Here is a 19,470-nt window from a genome sequence, read left to right on the forward strand (position 1 = left end):
GTGTCAGCGCCCGTGCTCCGCGTCGAGGGCGTCGTCGAGGGTACTGGCGGCCATGATGAGCGCCAGGTGGGTGAACGCCTGTGGGAAGTTGCCCAGTTGTTCGCCGCTGGGGCCGATCTCCTCGGAGAACAGGCCCACATGGTTGGCGTAGGTCTGCATCTTCTCGAAGGTGTACTGGGCCTGCTCCAGCCGTCCCGCCCGCGCGAGGGCGTCGACGTACAGGAAGGTGCACAGACTGAAGGTGCCCTCCGAGCCGCGCAGTCCGTCCGGCGAGGCGGCGGGGTCGTAGCGGTAGACGAGGCTGTCGGAGACCAGCTTGCGGTCCATCGCGTCCAGCGTCGACAGCCACAGCGGGTCCCTGGAGCCGAGGAAGCCGACCCGCGGCATCAGCAGCAGCGAGGCGTCCAGCACGTCGCTGCCGTAGTGCTGGATGAAGGCGCGTTCCTTCTCGCTCCAGCCGCGGTCCATGACCTGTTCGAAGACGGCGTCGCGGGCGGCCCGCCACTTGTCCAGGTCGGCGGGCCTGCGCCAGTGCTCGGCCAGGGCCAGGCCGTGGTCGAACGCCGCCCAGCACATCACCCGGCTGTAGGTGAAGTCCTGGCGGCCGCCGCGGGTCTCCCAGATCCCCTCGTCGGGCCGGTCCCAGTGGTCGGCCAGCCAGTCCAGCGTCCGGGAGAAGGTCCGCCAGCCCTCGTACGAGGACTGCGACTCGATCTCGCGGCCCTGGGAGAGCGCGTAGACGGCCTCGCCGTAGATGTCGAGCTGGAGCTGGTCGGCCGCGCCGTTGCCGATGCGCACCGGCGCCGATCCCCGGTAGCCCTCGAAGTGCTCCAGGTTCTCCTCGGGCAGGTCGGGGCTGCCGTCGATGCGGTACATCGTCTGGAGCGGCTCGTCCTCCTTGCCCTCGCGTTCACGCAGCCGCTCCACCAGCCAGTGCACGAAGGCGGTGGCCTCCTCCACGAAGCCGAGGTCGAGCAGGGCGCGTACCGACAGCGACCCGTCGCGGATCCAGGTGAACCGGTAGTCCCAGTTGCGCTCGCCGCCCACCTGCTCGGGCAGGCCCATGGTCGCCGCGGCCACCAGTGCGCCGGTGGGGGCGTAGGTGAGCAGTTTGAGGGTGATGACCGAGCGGTGCACCAGCTCCGGCCAGCGGCCCCGGTAGCGGGACTGGCGCAGCCAGGTGTGCCAGAAACGGGTGACCTCGTCCTCCTGCGCGTGGACGGCGTCGAGCGTGAGGGGTTCGGGCGGGGCGCCGCCCGGGTCGCAGGCCGTGAACACCGCTCCGGCGCTCTGGCCGGCGTCCAGGCGCACGGTGCCGCGCACGTCCCGTCCGTCCGCCTCCAGCGGGAACGTCGCCTGGAGGTACGCGTCCGCCATCGGCGCGTGGAAGCGGGCGCCGTCCTCGGCCAGGTCGAGCCGGTGCTCGGCGCGGCCGTAGTCGAAGCGCGGCCGGCACTCCAGGGTGAACTCGACGGTCCCGCGCACCGCCCGCACGAGGCGGATGAGCCGGTGGCGGTCGGTCCGTGTGCGGCTCTGGTCGGGCGGCATGAAGTCGACGACCTCGCCCACGCCGTCCGGTGACATGAACCGGGTCACCAGGACCGCCGTACCGGGGTAGTACAGCTGCTTGCAGATGAGGTCGGGATGCTCGGGCGCGATGCGGAAATACCCTCCGCCGTCATGGTCGAGCAGGGCGGCGAAGACGCTGGGCGCATCGAATCGCGGCGACGCGAACCAGTCCACCACGCCCTCGGAGGAGACGAGCGCGCAGGTCTGCAGGTCGCCCACCAGCCCGTGGTCGGCGATGGGAGGGTAGCGGTCCATCTGGTCACTCCACTGTCTCCCCGAGCACCCTTCTTCATGTCCACTATCGGACCGGTGATGTGACCTCGCCACACGCGAGCGTGGGCGGTGATTTGCCGGAATCGGGTGCTATTTTTTGTGCTCGTTCCATGACGAAGCGTGCATGTCGGGCAGGGTCCGCGGCACCCCCGGCCCCGCCGCCGGCCAAGCGTGGGAGTGGCCATGGACTTGATCCACGTCCGACTGGTGAGCCCGCCCGACCTCACCCCGCGGACCGTCGAACTGCTCTCCGACGACCGGTGCGTCTTCAATCTCGTGGTCTCCGGCGGCGCCCGCAATCCGCACGGCGACGCGATCCAGTGCGACGTGCTGGCCGGGGACGCGAGCTCGTTGCTGCGGGGCCTGCGCGCGCTGGGGGTCGGCTCGCGTGGATCCATCGTCATCGAGCCCGTCGACACCGCGTTCTCCGACCAGGCCGCCGAGGCCGAGCAGCGGCGGCTGGGGCCGCTGGCCCACACGCCGGTGTGGGAGGAGGTCGAGGCCCGCATCCGCGCCGAGGGCACGTACGTCCCGAGCTTCTACCTCTACCTCGTGATCGCCGGGGTGATCGGGGCGGTCGGCATCCTGTCCAACTCGCAGATCCTGATCGTCGCGGCCATGGTCGTGGGGCCCGAGTACGGCGCCATCACCAGCGTCGCGCTGGGCCTCGACCGCCGCAACGGAGCCAGGGTCCGGCAGGGGCTGTTCGCGCTGACCGCCGGATTCGCGCTGGCGGTCCTGGTGACGTTCCTGTTCTCGTGGGCGGTCCGGGGCATGGGCCTCACCCCGAAACTCTTCGGCCTGGGCGTCAGGCCGGTCACCACCCTGATCGACACCCCGGGCTTCTTCTCCGCGGTCGTCGCCGTACTGGCGGGCGTCGTCGGGATCGTCTCGCTGACACAGGCCAGGACCAGCGCCCTGCTCGGCGTGTTCATCTCCGTCACCACCATCCCGGCCGCCGCCGACATGGGAGTCGCCCTCGCGTACTCCAGCTGGAGCGAGGCGCGCGGCTCGTTCCTCCAGCTGCTGCTCAACATCGTGCTGCTGATCGTCGTCGGCGTCATGACGCTGAAGTTTCAGCGGGCGGCGTGGCGGCGCATCGGTCTGCGCAGCCGGGCGTCGGCGGCCTGACGCGTCAAACCCCCAGCGGCCCCCGAGAGAAGGACTGTTCGTGACGACGGATGACGTGCTCATCGGCGTGGGTCTGATCCTGGTCCTCGCCGTCGGTTCACAGCTGCTGGCCAGTGTCCTGCGCATCCCCTCGCTGATCGTCATGCTCCCGGTCGGGTTCGCGGCCGGAGCGCTGATCGACGACGTCAACCCCGACCGGCTGCTCGGCGCGGCCTTCTCCCCGCTGGTGTCCCTGGGCGTCGCCGTGATCCTCTACGACGCGGGCCTCGGCCTGGACCTGAGCATGTTCAAGGGCCACAACCGCCGGGTCGTCCGCCGCCTGATCTGGCTGGGCGTGCCCCTCACCTGCCTGCTCGGGGCCGCGCTCGCCGTTCCGCTGCTCGGCATGTCCCACCAGGCGGCCATCACGCTGGGCGCCGTCCTGGTGGTGTCGGGGCCCACCGTCGTGGGGCCGCTGCTCGGCATCGTGCGGCCCAAGGACCGCCTCCGGCACATCCTCGTGTGGGAAGGCTCCCTCATCGACCCCGTCGGCGGCATCCTCGGCGCCCTCGTCTTCCACGCCGTCGACGCGAGCACCGAGCCGACGGCGACCCGCGGCATCGCGTACTTCGCGGCGAGCGTGGGCACCGGAGTGGCGGGCGGCGTGATCGGCGCGGTCGTGCTGTGGGCGCTGTTCCGGGTGGTGCGGCCCGGCGAGGTGCTCGGCACGACGGCCCAGCTGGCCGCCGTGATCGGGGTGGCGGCCGGCTGCGACGTCCTGCGCGACGACTCGGGACTCATCGCCGCCGTGCTGATGGGTCTGTCGGTGGCCAACATCTCCCGGATCGACGTCCCCGTCCGCCGCCAGTTCTTCGAGACCCTGGTCAGCCTCATCATCGGGCTGCTCTTCACCTCGATCTCGGCCACGGTCACCCCCGCGTCGCTGCGCCATGTGGGGCTGCCCGCGCTCGGCCTCGCGGCCTTCCTGGTCGTCGTCGTGCGGCCCCTGGTCGCCGCGATCTGCACCTTCGGCACCGACCTGACCCGGGGCGAGCGGTGTTTCGTCGGGTGGATGGCCCCCCGCGGGATCGTCGCGGCCGCCACCGCCTCCACCTTCACCACGGCCCTGGTCGCCAACCACGTCGGCGGCGCGGCCAAGATCCTTCCGGCGACCTTCGTCGTCATCGTCGCCACGGTGACTCTCTACGGCCTCACCGCGGAGCCCGTGGCCCGGCTCCTGCGGGTGAAGCGCCCGTCGCGCTCGCGCCCGCTGCTGGTGGGCGGCCACCCATGGGTCCTGGACCTCGGCGCGACCCTGCGGTCCACCGGGATGGAGGTGCTGATGTGGGCCGGGCACGACCGGGAGCGCGACCACATCCGGCTGGCCGGCCTGGAGCTCGCGCCGGGCGGGATGCTCGCCAACGCGACCGGCGAGGGCGCCGAGCTGGAGGGGGTGACCGGCGTGTTCCTCCTGACCGACCAGGACGACTTCAACGCGCTCGCGACCTCGGTCCTGCGCGGTGGTGTCGAGGGACCGGTCCTCCGCGTGGGCGCGGCCAAGAGCAGCCACGGCGTGGTCGCCCCCTACCTCGGCGGCGAGATCCTCTTCGGCCCGGATCTGACCGGCCCCGCGCTGGCCCGCAGCCACCGGGAGGGCGGCAGCATCGTCGCGGTCCCCGCCGACGGCCCTGTCCCCACCGGCAGCAGCCTGCTGTTCGTGGTGCGCCACGGGCACCGCCTGGAGCCCGTCACCGAGGCGAACACGCCCACACCGGAACCGGGAGACACCCTCGTGCTGCTGGCGCCGGGCGGCGACCGCCCGGTGTCATAGGGCTGCCGGCCCGGCGGTGAGCGCGCCGCCCTCGTCGAACGCGAGCGGCAGGAAGCGGTCGGCGATGCGGGCGTACCCGGCCGCGTTCGGGTGCAGACCGTCGGGCAGGTCGCCCACGTCGCCGTACCCGAACAGCTCCGTGCCGTGCACGAGATGCAGCCGGTCGTCGCCGTGCTTGCGGCGCAACTCGACGTGCTGGGCGAGCAGTTCGCGGATGCGGCGGACGCTGAGCGCGCCCGCGCCCAGCTCCGGGGGGCGGTTCACCGCGCAGGCGCGGCCGGTGGGGTCGACGAGCATGGGGCCGGGGCGTTCCTCGGCGGCCGGGCAGACGATCGGCGTGACGATGAGGACCGGGGTGTCCGGGTGCCCGTCCCGGATCGTGTCGAGGAAGCCGTGGAACGCCGGGACGAAGGTGCGTTCCCGCATGCTGTCGGCGTTGACGACGTTGATGCCCAGCTCCAGGCTGATCGCGGCGGCGGGCAGGTCGCGGATCGCGCGGGCCATGAACGGGTCGAGGTTGCACTGGCCGGCCAGGCCCAGGTTGACCAGCGAGCGCCCCGCCGCGCGGGAGACGAGCGCGGGCCAGGTGCCGGTCGGGCGGCCGGCCTCGGCGCACTGGCTGATGGAGCTGCCGTGATGCACCCACAGCGGCCCGGCCGGGGGAGCGGGGCGCAGCGACGCGCCGTCCGGCACCCGGACGTCGAGGAGCGTCAGGGCGGCGGCCACCGGCAGCCAGATCTCCACCCGCCGCTCCCCGGCGTCCGGGCCGACGGGGAAGCGGAGCGTGGTGTGGCGCCCGGGGTCCGCCTCGAACGCGCCCGTGGCGAGGTCGGGCAGGACCGGGGTCCGTGCGTCGGTCACGACGGGGTCCCGCAGCTCGCCGTCGACGACCAGGTCGAAGACGGTTCCGGGGGACGTGGCGCCGGGCGGCGGGATCGCGATCAGCCGGGTGTCGATCTCGACGACGGTGGCGTCCGTGAGCATCTCGAAGCGCACACCGGACGGCACCGTGCTGCTGAACTCGAAGCCCTGGTAGGCAAGTTGCAGTCGGCCGAAGGCGGGGGAGCGGTGCAGTACGACGCCGGTCGGCGCGGCGGTCTTCTCCAGGGCGAGGGCGCCGGCGACACAGTCGAGGGCACGATCGAGGACGGACTGCACGGGGGAACTCTCCTAGGGCCGGGGGCGAGGCCGGGACCGGGAGCCGGGTTCCGGGTGTCCGGGGTCCGGATCCCGGGTTCCGGGCCCGGTGGTACTGATCCGGTATCCGGCTTCGGTCGTACCACTCCCGCGGGGGCCGGTCCGTGTCGGCGCGCCGACGCCCGTCGGCCGGCCGCCCGGGCATCCCGCGCGGCCCTCCGTCCGGGCAACCTCTCGGCCGGCCGCCCGGGCACCCCGCGCGGCCCCGGCGTCAGCGCGGTCTGCGCGGCGGTCCCGCGAGCAGCAGCCGCTCGATGCCCTCGTAGCGGTCGCGCGCCTCCTGCTGGGCGCGCCGGCCGCGCAGTACGGTGCCCAGCCAGCCGAACGCGAATCCGGCGGGCACCGACACCAGGGCGGTGGTGGTGAACGGGAACCAGTTGAAGTCGTGGCCCGGGAAGGCCGCCGCGGCGGAGCCGGAGACCAGATTGGTGCCCGGCATCAGCGCCAGCACGGTCAGCGAGCCGCCGATGAGCGTGCACAGCAGGCCGGAGGCGGTGAAGCGCCGCCAGAAGAGGCTGTACACGAGCGCGGGTGCGATCGCCGACGCGGACACGCAGAACGACAGCGTCGCGAGCGGCTGAAGGCTGTGGTGCTGCACCAGGGTGGCGAGCGCGATGACCGGCGCGCCGATCAGCACCGCCGACAGGCGGGCCACCGTCTGCTCGGTGCGCGGGCTCAGCCCCTTGCGGCGCGAGGCGACCAGGTCGTGCGCCAGGGAGTTGGCGCAGGCGAGGGTCATGCTGGCCACCGACGCGAGCAGGGTGAGGAAGAGTGCGCTGGTGACGGTGGTGAACAGCAAACTCTCGAACTCGGTGACGTCCGGGCCGAACGCCGCCCGCGAGCCCAGCAGGAACGCGGTGTTGCCGTGCGGGTCCCCGGCCGCGACCCCGGCCCGCCCGACCAGCGCGGTCGCGCCCACCCCGATCACGGTGATGAGCGGGACGAACAGCGCCACGAACGACACCGCCCACGACATCGAACGCCGCACCTGCCGTGCGGAGTCCGCGGTGTTCATGCGCATGGTGACATGGGGCAGGCAGGCCCCGCCGAGCACGATGGCGAACTGCGTGGAGACCATGTCGAGCCGGGGATGCGGCCCGCCGACGAACTCCAGGCCGCTGCGCAGGTAGCGGGCCCCGGCCTGGCTGCGCGCGGCGGCCGCGTCGAACAGCGAGGAGGGTTCCCAGCCGAACAGCCGCAGGATGAGCACGGTCACGACGACTCCGGACCCGAGCAGCGCGATCATCTTCAGGATGTGCAGCAGCGCGGTGCCGCGCATCCCGCCGATCGCCGCGTACGCCACCATCAAGGTGCCCACCCCGACGATGCAGCCGGTCTTCACCGCGCCGCTGGAGAAGCCCAGGATGAACGCCAGCAGCTGGCCGGTGCTGGCGAGTTGGACGAGCATCATCGGCACCAGCGCGCCGATGGTCACCAGGCACGCGGTGATGCGCACGGAGCGCTGCGGCGCGCGCCGGGCGAGCGCGTCGCCCATGGTGAACCGGCCCGCGTTGCGCAGTGGTTCGGCCAGCAGGAACATCAGCACCAGCAGTGACAGCAGGGTGCTGATCGACAGGACCACCCCGTCGTAGCCGCACAGTGCGATGACCCCGCCGATCGTCAGCACGGTGGCCGCGGAGACGTAGTCCCCGGCGATGGCCAGCCCGTTGCGCAGCGGCGAGAGCGAGCGGTAGCCGGTGTAGTAGTCGTCCAGATCCTCGTGGTCGGGTCCGGTCACGATGCACAGCAGGAGGGTCACGCTCACGACGGCGCAGAAGGCCACGAGCGACCACGTCTGGGCGGTGCCGCTGAACGACGTCACCGACCGCTCCCCGTGTCGGGGCCGACCGCCCAGGAGGCGTGATGGGTGACCCGGAACGCGAGCGGGTCCACATAGCGGCGCGCGCTGCGCTCGTACACGACGACGGCGAGCCAGGTGAGCGGGACGTGCGAGAGGGCGAGGAGAAGACCGAGGGGGAGACCGTCCACCCGGCGGCTCATGAAGTCGGGCTCCAGCGCGGACAGGGCGAGGAAGGCGGTGAAGTACCCGAGGGCCAGCAGGGTGGTGACGCGCCGCTGGGTCCGGTACCTGCGGCGCAGCCGCCTCAGGTCTCCGTGATGGGCCAGGGTGGAACGGGAATGCGTCCGCTCGGGTAATAAGTGGCCCGGCGGTAAATCCTCGGAAAGAGGCGCCGGATACCCGGCCGCATCCGATTGCGGCGGCTCGGTCCCTGATTGCGGAGTCTCGGTTTCTGATGGCGGGGGATGCGGCGAGTCGGCGTTGCCGTAGAACATTCCCATACTCCTGGAGCGGATCGGCACGGAGCGGATGGAGACCGGACGGGCGCGCACTCTGCGGAACGTGGTGGGGGAAAGCGGCTCGGTCTCTCGCACGGTATTCGGCCAGGCGTACGAAGGGGAGACGTTTGGTGGAATTGGCTGGTGGAAGGGGGTGACCCCGGGAAACCTCCTGGTCGCGGATGTGATCAGAAGTGAATGCAGTGACGGATGGGATCAGAGAAACCGTTGGGAACAGCCGAGGTCGCCGGGGTCGATTCGAAGAAGGGGGAATGTGCGATGGTTTGCGCGGTGCTTTCCGGGGCCGGATACGCGCCGAAATCTGTGCCGAGCCTGCGTCCGGCCCCCGAATTCTCCCCCGCGCGCCTCCTGTTATTCATCGTCTTCGCGTTCGGTGCTGCCGCGCGCCTCTGTACGCGGCTCTCTTTCCATGGGGCGCAATCGAGGCGTGCGCCCGCGCATTGCAGGGGCGCATTCTCGGCCGCCGTACGCCGGAGGCGCCGGGGCATGCGGCGGCGAAGCCGCAAACTCACAGGCTTCCGACCTCGTCCCACGTGATCATGGGTGCGATGATCGGAGCCGATCCGGCCGTCCGGTGCCGGGTGCTGCCAGGCAAGAGGAGACGGCCGTGACCGACGGCGTGTGGAACGGACTGACGGAGCTGACCGAGGAACTCGCGGACCTGTACCGCGACCTTCACCAGCACCCGGAACTCTCCCTCCAGGAGCACCGCACCGCGCGCCGCCTGGCCGAGGCGCTCGCGCCCCTCGGCTACGAGGTCACCGAGCACGTCGGCGGCACCGGAGTGGTGGGTGTGCTGCGCAACGGGGACGGCCCGGTCGTCATGGTGCGCGCCGACATCGACGCCCTGCCCGTCGCGGAGCAGACCGGCCTGCCCTACGCCAGCACCGCGCGGGCGGTCGACGGGGCGGGCCACGAGGTGCCGGTGATGCATGCCTGCGGCCACGACATGCACGCCGTCTGCCTGGTCGGCGCCGCCACCGTGCTCGCCCGCGCCACCGACGCCTGGACCGGAACCCTGCTGATCGTGTTCCAGCCCGCCGAGGAACTGGCCCGCGGCGCGCGGGACATGGTCGAGGACGGCCTGTTCGAGCGGTTCCCCAAGCCGGACGTGGTGCTCGGCCAGCACGTCGGCCCGCTGCCGGCCGGGTTCGTCGGCCACGCGAGCGGCCCGGTGATGGCCGCCGCGGACAGCGCGGAGATCGTCCTGTACGGCAAGGGCGGACACGGCTCGCGGCCCGAGGCCACCGTGGACCCGGTGCTGATGGCCGCGCACGTGGTGACCCGCCTCCAGGGCATCGTCGCGCGGGAGGTGCCGCCCGCGGAGGCGGCCGTGGTCACCGTCGGCAAGCTGCACGCGGGCACCAAGGACAACATCATCCCCGAGACCGCCGAGCTCGGGGTGAACGTGCGCAGCTACTCCCCGCAGGTGCGCGCCAAGGTCATGGAGGCGATCGAGCGGGTCGTGCGCGCCGAGTGCGCCGCGAGCGGGGCGCCGAAACAGCCGGAGATCACCTGGCACCAGAGCGTGCCGCTCCTGGTCAGCGACCCGGAGGCGACCGCCGCGACGGTGGCCGCGTTCACCGGGCACTTCGGGCCGCAGCGGCTGCTGCCGATGCCGCTCGTCTCCGCCAGCGAGGACGTCGGTGTGTTCGGCGAGGCGGCCGGCGTGCCGACGGTCTTCTGGTTCTGGGGCGGCCTGGACGCCGAGACCACCATCCAGGCGCTGGGCGCCGGACAGCTCGACTCGCTGCCGAGCAACCACTCGCCGTTCTTCGCCCCGGTCGTCGAGCCCACGCTCACCACGGGAGTGGAGACCCTGGTCGTCGCGGCACGGACGTGGCTGGGGCGGGCGGGGGGTACGGAGGCGCCGTAGCCGGGGCCCCGCACGCCCGGCGGGGCTACCGAGGCTTCGTAGCAGGTGCGTCGTACGCCGCGTCATGGGCGGGGGCCGGGGCGACACGCCCCAGGGGCGCGGGGAACTGCGCGCTCAGCCCCCACCATGCCGCAGCCGCGGGCGCCGCGACATGCCCCGGTGCGGGCGCGGCGCCTCACGCCCCGCCCCGCGAGGGGGAGGGCGCGTGGCTCGCTCCGGTGGATGGCGTACCGGGCCGGAGGCCGGAGGCCGCGATTCGCCCGTCAGGAGTCCGTCCGCTCGCGGGGCGCGGGCCGGGAACGGACGATGAGGGCACGCTCCCGAGCCGAAGGACGACCTCATGACCTCCCCCCACCGCCCCGCCGGGCCACGTACCCGTCTGCTGGTGACGGCCGTCGTCACCGGCACCCTGGCCGCCGGGGTGCTCGCGGGTTGCAGTGACAACTCCGACTCCGGTTCCTCCGCGAGCAAGACGCCCTCCGCGCCGGAGACGGGGTCCTTCACCGGCTCGACCCCGTCCGCGGTCAAGTCGTCGGCCTCCGCGGCCCTCTCCTCCGCACGTGCGTCGGCCTCCTCGGCGGCCTCGTCCCTGTCCGCGCGGGCCTCCGAGTTCGAGGCGTCGGTCGACGCGGAGACCGGCCGCAGGGCGGAGACGGCCCAGAACGAGCTCAAGGGCGTGTCCGGAGGGGGCAACGCCAAGTCGGACGTCAGCATGAAGGGGCTCAACAACTCGACGACGGGAGGCGTCCTCGCCGTCCTCGTCACCATCACGAACACCACGGACAAGAAGGCGTCCTACGCCGTCCAGATCGACTTCGAGAACGACCAGGGCAAGGTCGTCGAGACCCGCTACACCGGCGCGGAGAACCTCGAACCCGGCAAGAAGGCACAGCCGATCGTCTTCAGCCGGCAGCCCTCGGAGCCGAGGCTGACGGCGCACCTGGCGAAGGCCCAGCGCTACTGACCGCCTCCCGTTCGGAGAAACCCCTCCCGCCACCGCCCCCGCCGACCGCACGCCCCTCGCCGTGGACCGCTCGCGTCAACTGCGGTTCCTGATCCGGGCGTACCGGGCGGGCCGCGGTGTGCTCAGGGTCTCTTACGCGCTGCTGCCGCTCGTACCCGGGCGGCACAGTCGTACGAACACCGCCTCGCCCCGGGCGCGTTGCGCCCGGTGGTCCGGCCCGATCCGCAGCGGGCGGCGGTCCTGGCCCCGTCCGGTGGTGCCGGCAGCCCGAGCGCCGGCCGCGGACGCGGCCCCCACTGCTGCCCGAACTCGCCCATGGACGGCACGGCGACCCGGTCGGCACGCGCCTCCTCCAGGCCTGCCCGAGCGACGTCCGGTCCCTGGTGCCCGTGCAGACGGCGCCGGTCGTCGCCCCGGCGCTGAACGTCTGGGCGCCGCTCGCGGGATGCGCGGCCGCGTCGACCGCGGGTGCCTCCGGCTTGCCGCGCTCGCCTCCGCCTCCCATCTTCCCGGGCCGCGCAGCCCGTTGCCGCGGGCCGTCGTGCCGATGGCGCTGTTCTGCCTGGTGGCCGCCGTCCTCGGGGTCGCGGAGCTGGTCGGAGCCGTAGCGGTCGCCTCCTGACGTCGTACCGGGTCCTGATGATTTCGAACGGATCTCCCCCCGGACCCGTATTGATCCTCGGCGCGGCACTTCCTCTATCCCCACCGTTCGCGTCTGGCAAGTTCGGCTCACTCGAAAGGATGCAAGAGACAACCGACTTCTGTTCTAAGCCTCCGAAAGGCGTACGGTCATATGCCGATTGACTACGAAGAAGTTCAACCTCCCGAGCGGATCGACAGAAAGGACGGCACCGCGGATGGCGAGCGCCGACTGGAGCGAACGAGGACTGTGCCGGTCTGTGGACCCTGACGAGCTGTTCGTCGAGGGAGCCGCGCAGAACCGCGCGAAGGCGCTGTGCTCCGGCTGCGTTGTCCGGACCGAGTGCCTCGCGTACGCCCTGGACCAACGCATCGAGCACGGCGTGTGGGGCGGCATGACCGAACGCGAACGCCGGGCCCTGCTGCGCCGCAGACCGACCGTGACCTCGTGGTCGAATTTGTTGCAAACGGCGCGCCTGGAGCACCAACGGGGCCGCGGCCTGCCGATGGCCCGGTCGGCGGCGAGCTGATACGGCCTCCCGGACAGGCGGTGCTCCGGGCGCTCTGAGGGCGTTCCACCCGCCTGGACAGGCAACCACACGGGCCGCGGCACCTGGGGCCGCGGCCGCCCGATCCCTGCGGCGAGTCCGCAGCGCGCCGCCCGGCCCACACACCCGCCCGCCGCGCCGTGACCGCACCGGCCCGGCTGACCCGCGATGATGGGCGGGAGCAAGCGCGAGGCAGCAGGCCGGCTCCGCCGCGCGCCGTGCACCTTCCGGCGCCTTCGCTCCGCGCCGCTCCGCCCCGTATCGCGCCGCTCCGCGCACCTTCCGGCGGGCCGCCCTGCCGCGTATCGCGCACCCTCCAGCGCCTGCGCGCCGCCCCGTGCGGGGCTGCTCCCTCCGGCGCCTTCCGGCCGTCCCGGACGAGGTCGCTTCTTTCGCGTGCGTCCCGCGGCCCATCCGGTACGACCTGTTGACTCCGGTGTAGGACCCATGATTTCTTCCTGATGTTCGTTGATTCCCGTTGGTTCGCGGTCGCTTGAGCGAGTGATTTTGTTGATGTCTTCGCGTTCTCCGTCCCTCCAGCGGCGTTTCGCACCGAAGAACACCTGAACCCCCCGTGCGGGCCCCGCCCGGCCCGCACGGCGATCGGCAGCACAGCACCTCGCCCCACCCGCACGGATCCGGCCACCTCCGGCGCGCCCCCTCGCGCCGGCGTCGCGCCGCCCCGGTGGCCGCCCCCTCGGCCGCCGCGTCCCCCAGCAGGGCGACGCCCGCCGGATCCGCCGAACTCCGAGGAGAGCCGCCCGTGAAACTGTCCCGTCGTGCCTTCACCACCCTCACCGGAGCGGCGGCCCTGACCGCCGCCCTGCCCGCCACCACCGCCCGTGCCGCGGTCGCCGACGACGACGGCGGCGGTGGAGCGGCCGCACCGCGCACGGTCGGCTTCGACCGCTACTCGCTCCTCGTCGACGGCGGCCGCGTGCCGCTGTGGTCGGGCGAGGTGCACCCCTTCCGCCTGCCCAGCCCCTCCCTCTGGCGCGACGTCCTGGAGAAGATGCGGGCGAGCGGCTACAACTCCGTGTCCGTGTACGCCTCCTGGGCCTACCACTCGCCCGCACCCGGGCAGTACGACTTCAAGGGCGTCCGCGACCTCGGCCGCTTCCTCGACATGGCCGCCGACGCAGGCCTCTACGTCATCGCGAGACCCGGCCCCTACATCAACGGCGAGACGGACGCGGGCGGTTTCCCCGGCTGGCTCACCACCACGGCGGGGCGCGCCCGCACCAGCGACCCCACCTACATGGCGTACGCCGACGAATGGCTCACCGCCGTCGACGCGGTCATCGCGCCCCGCCAGCACACCACCGGCGGCGGCACGGTCGTGCTCTACCAGCTGGAGAACGAGTACGCCTCCTACGTCACCAGCGCCACCGGCCGCGACTACATGGCCCACCTCTACGCCAAGGTCCGCGCCGACGGCATCGACGTGCCGCTGTTCCACAACGACAAGGGCCGCAACGGCTACTGGACCCCCGGCGCCTTCGACACGGGCGGCGAGGAAGGGCGTTACCTGTACGCGTTCGACGGCTACCCCTCGGCGAGCGGCAACCCGCCGGACTGGGGCTACTTCGGCACCGGAGGCGCCACCGGCGGCTCCACCGCCAGCCCCGAAACCCCGGGCTTCATGGCCGAGTTCGCGGGCGGCTGGTTCGACTGCTGGGGCGGCGCCGAGTTCGCGGGCGCCGGGTACGCGGGGTCGAGAGCGGAGCGCAACGCCGCGTACGAACGGCGCTTCTACCTCACCAACCTGGCCAACGGCATCAAGATCCACAACGTCTACATGACGTTCGGCGGCACCTCCTGGGGCTGGCTCGCCGCCCCCGTCGTGTACACCTCCTACGACTACGGCGCCGCCATCGACGAGGCCCGCAACCTCACCGCCAAGATCCCCCCGATGAAGCAGGTGGGCGCCCTGCTGGAGTCCTTCCCCGACCTCGCGCAGCTGGACCGGGCCACCGACACCGCCGCGAGCAGCACGGACGTCCGCGTCTACCACCTCACCAACCCCGAGCGCGGCTCCCACCTGTACTTCCTGCGCAACGACACCGCCCACGACGCCCCGTGCACGCTCACCGTGGAGACCGCGGCCGGACCCGTCACCGTCCCGGCCGGGGGCGGCCGGCTCACCGTCGCCGCCAAGGACATGAAGGTGCTGGCCACCAACCTCTCCCTCGGACGCCGCGCGGTGCTCCACACCACCGCCCAGCCCATGTGGCGGGCCGGCGGCGCGAGCGGGGACCTCGCCCTCTTCACCGGCCGCCCCGGCGACGCCGTCGAGATCGTCCTCGTCAGCCACCGGCGCCCGGTCGTCCGCACCACCGCCGGGACCGCGGAATCCGTGTACGACGCCGACGCGGGCACCCTGCGCGTCAACGCCGTGCTCGACGGGCTCACCTGCGTGCGCGTCGAGGGCGGCGACACCGCCGTACCGCAGACCCTGCTGCTCGCCGACGACACCGAGGCCGCCGCACTGTGGCCGCGCACCACCACCGAAGGCGCCGCCGTCCTGGTCCGCGGCCCCGCGCTGGTGCGTGACGCCCGCGTCGACGGGCCGACCGTCCACCTCACCGGCGACACCGACGCCCCCGCCGACCTCGAGGTGTGGGCCACCGGCCCGATCCGCGCCGTGCGCTGGAACGGCCGCGCCGTGCCGGTGAAGGCCACCGCCTCCGGCAGTCTCGCCGCCCGCAGCCAACTCGCGGGCCCGGCCGACGTGTCACTGCCCGAGCTCACCGGGTGGCGCTACGCCCCCGAGAACCCGGAATCGGCACCCGAGTTCGACGACAGCGCATGGAGCACCTGCGACCTGACCACCACCCACAGCACCACCAAGCTGCCCGCCGGACAGCCCGCGGTGCTCTTCGCCGACGACTACGGCTTCCACTACGGCGACGTCTGGTACCGCTCCACGGTCACCGACACCACCGACGCGCAGACCCTCTCCCTGTCCTACCAGGCCGGCACCCTGGGCGTCCTCATGGCCTGGTGGGACGGCCGTCCGCTCGGCACGCACCGGCTGCCGGTGCCCACCAAGGCCCAGGCCACGACCGCCACATGGTCCGGCACGGCCACCTTCGCCGTCCCCGCCGACCTGCGCGGCGACGGCCCGCACACCGTGGCCGTCCTCGTCCGCCGCATGGCGCACGAGGAGGACGGCGGCGCCAACGACGCCTTCAAGTCCGCCCGCGGCCTCACCGCCGCCACCCTCGACGGCACACCGCTGACCTGGCGCGTCCAGGGCGCGACCGCGGCCGACCCGGTGCGCGGACCGCTCAACACCGGTGGCCTGTACGGCGAACGCACCGGCTGGCACCTGCCCGGCTTCCCCGACGGGAAGTGGGCCGCGGTGGAACTGCCGTACACCGACACCCGGCAGGGCGTCAGCTGGTACCGCACCGACTTCCACCTGTCCGTGCACCCCGGGACCGACGCCTCGATCGGGCTCACCTTCGAGGACGACCCCGCCCGCCCCTATCGCGTGCTCGTCTACCTCAACGGCTGGAACCTCGGCCAGTACGTCAACGACGTGGGCCCGCAGCACACGTTCGTGCTGCCCAACGGCATCCTCGACACGCGCGGCCGCAACACCCTCGCCCTCGCGGTCCTCTCCGACGGCACCGGCCCCGCCGGTCCGCCGCAGCCCGCGCTGACCCTGCTCGGCGCCGCGGCCGGCGGGGTCCCGGTGGAGAAGGTCGGCTCACCGGCGTACCGGCCGTAGGCGAAGTGGCCGGGGCGGGGCGGGCGTTGCGCCTGCCTCGTCCCGTGCCGCGGGCGCGCCCGGGTGCAACGGTGATGCAACGTGGGGCGCGGGAGACTGGAGTCCTTGAACGGCGCTGCCGTTCAGGGGATGCGGCCGGCCCTGTCTGTCGGCGGTACAGAGCCGGCCGCACCCCGAGACCCGTGACGCGACGCCCCCGGCGGCGTCAGCCCTTGTCCCCCTGCTCCGCGGACGCCGACGCGATGGCCTCGGCCGGCTCGGTGGCGGCGGCCGCCTCCGGCGCCGTGTAATACACCGACGAGCCCTGCTTGTTGCGGTGCGCCTGGGCCTTCGCCACCAGCGCCTCGAGGGTGTTGCGCACCACGGTCGTCTTGATGGTGCGCTCGGGGTGCTGCACGCTCAGGCCGGTGGTGATCTCGGCGGCGGAGAGCGGCTGGCGCTGCCCGGTCACGTAGGCCCGCACCAGGTCCACGAGCGCGGGGGCGGAATGCTTGACGCCGGTCTTCGTGACGGCCGCGTCGGTGGTGGCCGCCTTCGTCGTGCCCGCCTTCGTGGTGCCCGCCTTCGTGGTGCCCGCCTTGGTGGTGGCTGCCTTGGTGGTGGTCTTCGTGGTCGCGGTGCCGGTGCTCGCGGCCTTCGTACGGGGCTCCTTGCGGGCCGGCTTCGAGGACTGTTCGGCCTTGGCCGCGCGGGCTGAGCCCTTGCGGCCCGCGCTCTTCCTGCGCGGGGCGGGCACGACGGCCGCTTGTTCGTCCGCCGCGGCGGGCGCGTCGGCGGACGGCGCGACGGCGGACTCGTCCACCGGCGCGCTCGGGCGCTCGTCCACCGGCGCGATGGGGGACTCGTCCACGGGCGGGACGGGGGAGTCCGGCTCCGCCGAAGCCCCCAGTGCCTGCTGGATGTTCACGAGCACGGTGTGGTCCTGCTGGAGCACCGCCAACTCACGCTGAAGAAGCTCCAGTTCGCCGGTGATGCGGTCCTGCTCCTTGAGGTTCCGTTCGAGGTCACCGGCCACCTGCGTGCTGTACTGCGAGGCCAAGCCGGTAGCTGCGGCAGTGGTTTCGGACATGATGCTCACACCCTTCCTGGGCGCCGTTGCCGCGGGCGCCGAGCTCGCGGCGTGTGCGAAGTCCAACGCATGCGCTGTTTCTCCTGGTGTCCATGAGCAGGAGCGGTAACTGCTGCACAGATGCGTTGTAGCGATAGTACGGACGAGCAACGCGAAGTGTTGCGCTGTCTGGCCGAAATGCACCGCAACTGCACTGACTTGGGTGACGCGCCCGGGGAACCGGACGTGGCTCGGGCGCGGTGCTCAGCGTCGGCGCAGGGCGGCCAGGGCGGCGTCGAGGTCCGCCGGGCGGGGGCGGTTGTGGGGGAGTCTGCTCAGCAGGGCGGCCATGCCGCAGGTGTCGGTGACGGCGGAGAAGACCAGGCCGGCCGCGACACCGGCCGACAGGAGCAGGCAGGCCGGATGCACGAGCACGCCCAGGAGCAGACCGAGCAGGACGAGCGTCGCCGCGGTGAAGCGCACCTGTCGTTCCATGCTCCAGCCGGCCCGCGTGTCGCACGCCGCGGGCCGGTGCAGTGCGTGTCCCCCGGCGGACCAGGCGTGGGTGCCGCCCACGAGGGTGGCCGTGGCGATGCCGTGCTCCGCCAGGAGCGTGCACGCGCTCTGCGAACGGGCGCCGGAGGCGCAGACGACGAGAAGGTCACCGCGTCCGGCCGCGTGCCGCAGCTCGGGCAGCGCGCGTCGCACCTGGTCCAGGGGGATGTTGAGGGCTCCGGGCACATGGCCGGAGGCGTACTCGCCGGGTGTGCGTACGTCGACGACGGTCAGCTCGTGGAGCCGGGCGCGGGCCTCGGCGATGCCGTAGGTGGCGGGGGTGGTCATGGCAGACGGGTTCCTTTGCGATCCTTGGAGGTCGCCGCCGTCCCGAACCGGGACGTACAGTACCCCCAGGGGTATTTGTTTTCGAGGAGTGGTCGTGGAACTGGAGCTTGAGGGCGCGTCCCTGAAGGCCGTGCTGAACCGGCTGCGGCGTGCGCAGGGCCAGATCTCCGGAGTGATCCGGATGATCGAGGAGGGGCGGGACTGCGAGGAGGTCGTCACCCAGCTCGCCGCCGCCTCGCGGGCGCTCGACCGGGCCGGGTTCGCGATCATCGCCACGGGACTTCAGCAGTGCCTGACCGACATGGAGTCGGGGCGCGGGACCGGCGAGGACCCCGAGGCCATGCGGGCCCGGCTGGAGAAGCTCTTCCTGTCGCTGGCCTGAACGCGCGGCCCCGGCGCAGTACGGGGGCACAGGACCTTGCGGCCCCGGTGGGGCGAGGGGGCACAGGGTCCTGCGGCCCCGGCGGGGCGAGGGGCACAGGACCCTGCGGCCCCGGCGGGGCACGCGGGGTCACACCACCCCGTCCACGAACATCCACCCGGCCACCGCGAGCAGCACCACGGCGAAGACCCGCTGGAGCGTCGCGCCGGGCAGCTTGGCCGACAGCCGCCTGCCGTCCCACGCGCCCAGGATCGCGGCACCGGCGAACGGGCCGATGACGGCCCAGTCGAGGCCGTGCGCGGTGCCGGCCCGCATGGCCAGGGCGGCGAACGAGTTGACGGTGATGACCAGCAGGCTGGTGCCGACGGCCGCCCGCATCCGCAGACCGACCACGTCGACCAGTGCCGGCACCGCGAGGAAGCCGCCCCCGACGCCGAGGACGCCGGTGACCGCCCCCAGTCCCGCACCGGCGGCCGCCGCCCGGCCCGCCCGCACCGGCGCCCCGCTCTCCCGCGGGGTCCGGGGTCGCAGCATCCGCACCGCGGCCACGGCCGCGAGCACGGCGAAGGCCAGGGTCAGGACCGCCGCGGGCAGCCGGCCCGCGAGCGCGCCGCCGAGCATCGCGGGGCCGGTCCCGGCCGCCGCGAACAGCAGTCCGGTGCGCCAGCGCACATGCCCGTCGCGGGCCTGTGCGGACAGGGCGGTCGCCGAGGTGACGCCGACGATGATCAGACCGGCCGTGGTGGCCGCGACCGGGGTGAATCCGAGCAGATAGATCAGGGCGGGCACGGTGAGCACGCTGCCGCCGCCCCCGAGGGCACCGAGCGCCAGCCCGATCACGGCGCCGGCGCACAGGGCGAGTATCACCGCGCTCACGCCATGGCCTGGCGGACGGCCGAGCGGGCGGGACCGGCGGATACGCCCGCCTCCCGGCCCCGTGTGATGCGGGCGGTGGCGCCCCGGACCGTCGTACGGCCGGGGCCGGGGCAGGTGGTGTACGGGACCGGAGCGGGGCCGGTGCCCGCCGCCGGGTCCGACACGGCCGCAGTCCGGCCGCCCGGGGTGCTTCGGGCGCGGCCGAAGGCTCTCATCGTGGTTCTCTCTTTCGTACGGGGCGGTGCGCGTGCGGTCGGTC

16 protein-coding genes are annotated in these 19,470 nt (G+C 72.9%); 8 read left to right on the top strand and 8 right to left on the bottom strand.

Features of this window, described 5'->3' with window-relative positions:
- Nucleotides 1-3: 3 nt before the first annotated feature.
- Nucleotides 4-1,824 (bottom strand): glycoside hydrolase family 15 protein, encoded by a 1,821-nt coding sequence (locus tag WN71_RS29615; protein WP_046591012.1) that lies wholly within the window; start codon nucleotides 1,822-1,824, stop codon nucleotides 4-6.
- Between the two features lie 201 nt (nucleotides 1,825-2,025).
- Between WN71_RS29615 and WN71_RS29620 the strand changes: the two genes are divergently transcribed.
- Nucleotides 2,026-2,973 (top strand): DUF389 domain-containing protein, encoded by a 948-nt coding sequence (locus WN71_RS29620; RefSeq protein WP_046591013.1) that lies wholly within the window; start codon nucleotides 2,026-2,028, stop codon nucleotides 2,971-2,973.
- A gap of 40 nt (nucleotides 2,974-3,013) precedes the next feature.
- Nucleotides 3,014-4,783, top strand: coding sequence for a cation:proton antiporter (locus WN71_RS29625; RefSeq protein ID WP_046591014.1), 1,770 nt, complete (start codon nucleotides 3,014-3,016; stop codon nucleotides 4,781-4,783).
- Here WN71_RS29625 and WN71_RS29630 read toward each other — a convergent pair.
- From WN71_RS29630 to WN71_RS29640, 3 genes are all read right to left on the bottom strand, one after another.
- Nucleotides 4,778-5,941 (bottom strand): SGNH/GDSL hydrolase family protein, encoded by a 1,164-nt coding sequence (locus WN71_RS29630; protein ID WP_046591015.1) that lies wholly within the window; start codon nucleotides 5,939-5,941, stop codon nucleotides 4,778-4,780. The two genes, WN71_RS29625 and WN71_RS29630, sit on opposite strands and share 6 nt — an antisense overlap.
- A 250-nt stretch (nucleotides 5,942-6,191) precedes the next feature.
- Entirely contained in the window at nucleotides 6,192-7,802 is a 1,611-nt protein-coding gene (locus WN71_RS29635) for a sodium/solute symporter (protein WP_046591016.1), read from the bottom strand.
- The gene (locus tag WN71_RS29640; RefSeq protein ID WP_046591017.1) at nucleotides 7,799-8,275 is read right to left on the bottom strand and encodes a DUF485 domain-containing protein; all 477 of its coding nucleotides are present in this window, start codon (nucleotides 8,273-8,275) and stop codon (nucleotides 7,799-7,801) included. Before WN71_RS29640 ends, WN71_RS29635 begins: the two co-directional genes overlap by 4 nt.
- Nucleotides 8,276-8,906: 631 nt before the next feature.
- On the opposite strand from WN71_RS29640, the gene WN71_RS29645 reads away from it, so the two are divergent.
- The 5 genes from WN71_RS29645 (at nucleotide 8,907) to WN71_RS29660 (ending at nucleotide 16,062) form a co-directional block, all read left to right on the top strand.
- Nucleotides 8,907-10,175, top strand: coding sequence for an amidohydrolase (locus WN71_RS29645; RefSeq protein WP_046591018.1), 1,269 nt, complete (start codon nucleotides 8,907-8,909; stop codon nucleotides 10,173-10,175).
- Nucleotides 10,176-10,515: 340 nt separating this feature from the next.
- Nucleotides 10,516-11,139, top strand: coding sequence for a hypothetical protein (locus WN71_RS29650; protein WP_046591019.1), 624 nt, complete (start codon nucleotides 10,516-10,518; stop codon nucleotides 11,137-11,139).
- A 445-nt stretch (nucleotides 11,140-11,584) separates the two neighbouring features.
- The gene (locus tag WN71_RS42030) at nucleotides 11,585-11,761 is read left to right on the top strand and encodes a hypothetical protein (protein ID WP_167382965.1); all 177 of its coding nucleotides are present in this window, start codon (nucleotides 11,585-11,587) and stop codon (nucleotides 11,759-11,761) included.
- A gap of 235 nt (nucleotides 11,762-11,996) precedes the next feature.
- Entirely contained in the window at nucleotides 11,997-12,308 is a 312-nt protein-coding gene (locus WN71_RS29655) for a WhiB family transcriptional regulator (RefSeq protein ID WP_046591020.1), read from the top strand.
- Nucleotides 12,309-13,089: 781 nt separating this feature from the next.
- On the top strand, nucleotides 13,090-16,062 hold the full coding sequence (locus WN71_RS29660; protein WP_046591021.1) for a glycoside hydrolase family 35 protein: 2,973 nt from the start codon (nucleotides 13,090-13,092) through the stop codon (nucleotides 16,060-16,062).
- 205 nt (nucleotides 16,063-16,267) lie between these two features.
- Here the strand turns inward: WN71_RS29660 and WN71_RS29665 are convergent, their stop codons facing one another.
- Complete coding sequence (locus WN71_RS29665) at nucleotides 16,268-17,131, bottom strand: hypothetical protein (protein WP_046591066.1); 864 nt, start codon at nucleotides 17,129-17,131, stop codon at nucleotides 16,268-16,270.
- A 243-nt stretch (nucleotides 17,132-17,374) separates the two neighbouring features.
- Complete coding sequence (locus WN71_RS29670) at nucleotides 17,375-17,953, bottom strand: rhodanese-like domain-containing protein (protein ID WP_046591022.1); 579 nt, start codon at nucleotides 17,951-17,953, stop codon at nucleotides 17,375-17,377.
- A gap of 94 nt (nucleotides 17,954-18,047) precedes the next feature.
- Between WN71_RS29670 and WN71_RS29675 the strand changes: the two genes are divergently transcribed.
- Nucleotides 18,048-18,335, top strand: a complete 288-nt coding sequence (locus WN71_RS29675) for a metal-sensitive transcriptional regulator (protein ID WP_046591023.1) — start codon at nucleotides 18,048-18,050, stop codon at nucleotides 18,333-18,335.
- A 129-nt stretch (nucleotides 18,336-18,464) separates the two neighbouring features.
- Here WN71_RS29675 and WN71_RS29680 read toward each other — a convergent pair whose 3' ends face one another.
- The gene (locus tag WN71_RS29680; RefSeq protein ID WP_046591024.1) at nucleotides 18,465-19,211 is read right to left on the bottom strand and encodes a sulfite exporter TauE/SafE family protein; all 747 of its coding nucleotides are present in this window, start codon (nucleotides 19,209-19,211) and stop codon (nucleotides 18,465-18,467) included.
- Nucleotides 19,208-19,426, bottom strand: a complete 219-nt coding sequence (locus WN71_RS42335; RefSeq protein ID WP_206300172.1) for a hypothetical protein — start codon at nucleotides 19,424-19,426, stop codon at nucleotides 19,208-19,210. The genes WN71_RS29680 and WN71_RS42335 overlap by 4 nt, the downstream gene beginning before the upstream one ends.
- Nucleotides 19,427-19,470 lie beyond the last annotated feature (44 nt).

The sequence above is a fragment of the Streptomyces mangrovisoli genome, from assembly GCF_000974985.2.
Classification (GTDB): Bacteria; Actinomycetota; Actinomycetes; order Streptomycetales; family Streptomycetaceae; genus Streptomyces; species Streptomyces mangrovisoli.

Excerpts from the sequence above, each read along its gene's own strand:
- WN71_RS29615 (WP_046591012.1), bottom strand. The coding sequence starts at position 1,824 with ATGGACCGCTACCCTCCCATCGCCGACCACGGGCTGGTGGGCGACCTG.
- WN71_RS29620 (WP_046591013.1), top strand. The coding sequence starts at position 2,026 with ATGGACTTGATCCACGTCCGACTGGTGAGCCCGCCCGACCTCACCCCG.
- WN71_RS29640 (WP_046591017.1), bottom strand. The coding sequence starts at position 8,275 with ATGTTCTACGGCAACGCCGACTCGCCGCATCCCCCGCCATCAGAAACC.
- WN71_RS29650 (WP_046591019.1), top strand. The coding sequence starts at position 10,516 with ATGACCTCCCCCCACCGCCCCGCCGGGCCACGTACCCGTCTGCTGGTG.
- WN71_RS42030 (WP_167382965.1), top strand. The coding sequence starts at position 11,585 with ATGCGCGGCCGCGTCGACCGCGGGTGCCTCCGGCTTGCCGCGCTCGCC.
- WN71_RS29655 (WP_046591020.1), top strand. The coding sequence starts at position 11,997 with ATGGCGAGCGCCGACTGGAGCGAACGAGGACTGTGCCGGTCTGTGGAC.
- WN71_RS29665 (WP_046591066.1), bottom strand. The coding sequence starts at position 17,131 with ATGTCCGAAACCACTGCCGCAGCTACCGGCTTGGCCTCGCAGTACAGC.
- WN71_RS29670 (WP_046591022.1), bottom strand. The coding sequence starts at position 17,953 with ATGACCACCCCCGCCACCTACGGCATCGCCGAGGCCCGCGCCCGGCTC.
- WN71_RS42335 (WP_206300172.1), bottom strand. The coding sequence starts at position 19,426 with ATGAGAGCCTTCGGCCGCGCCCGAAGCACCCCGGGCGGCCGGACTGCG.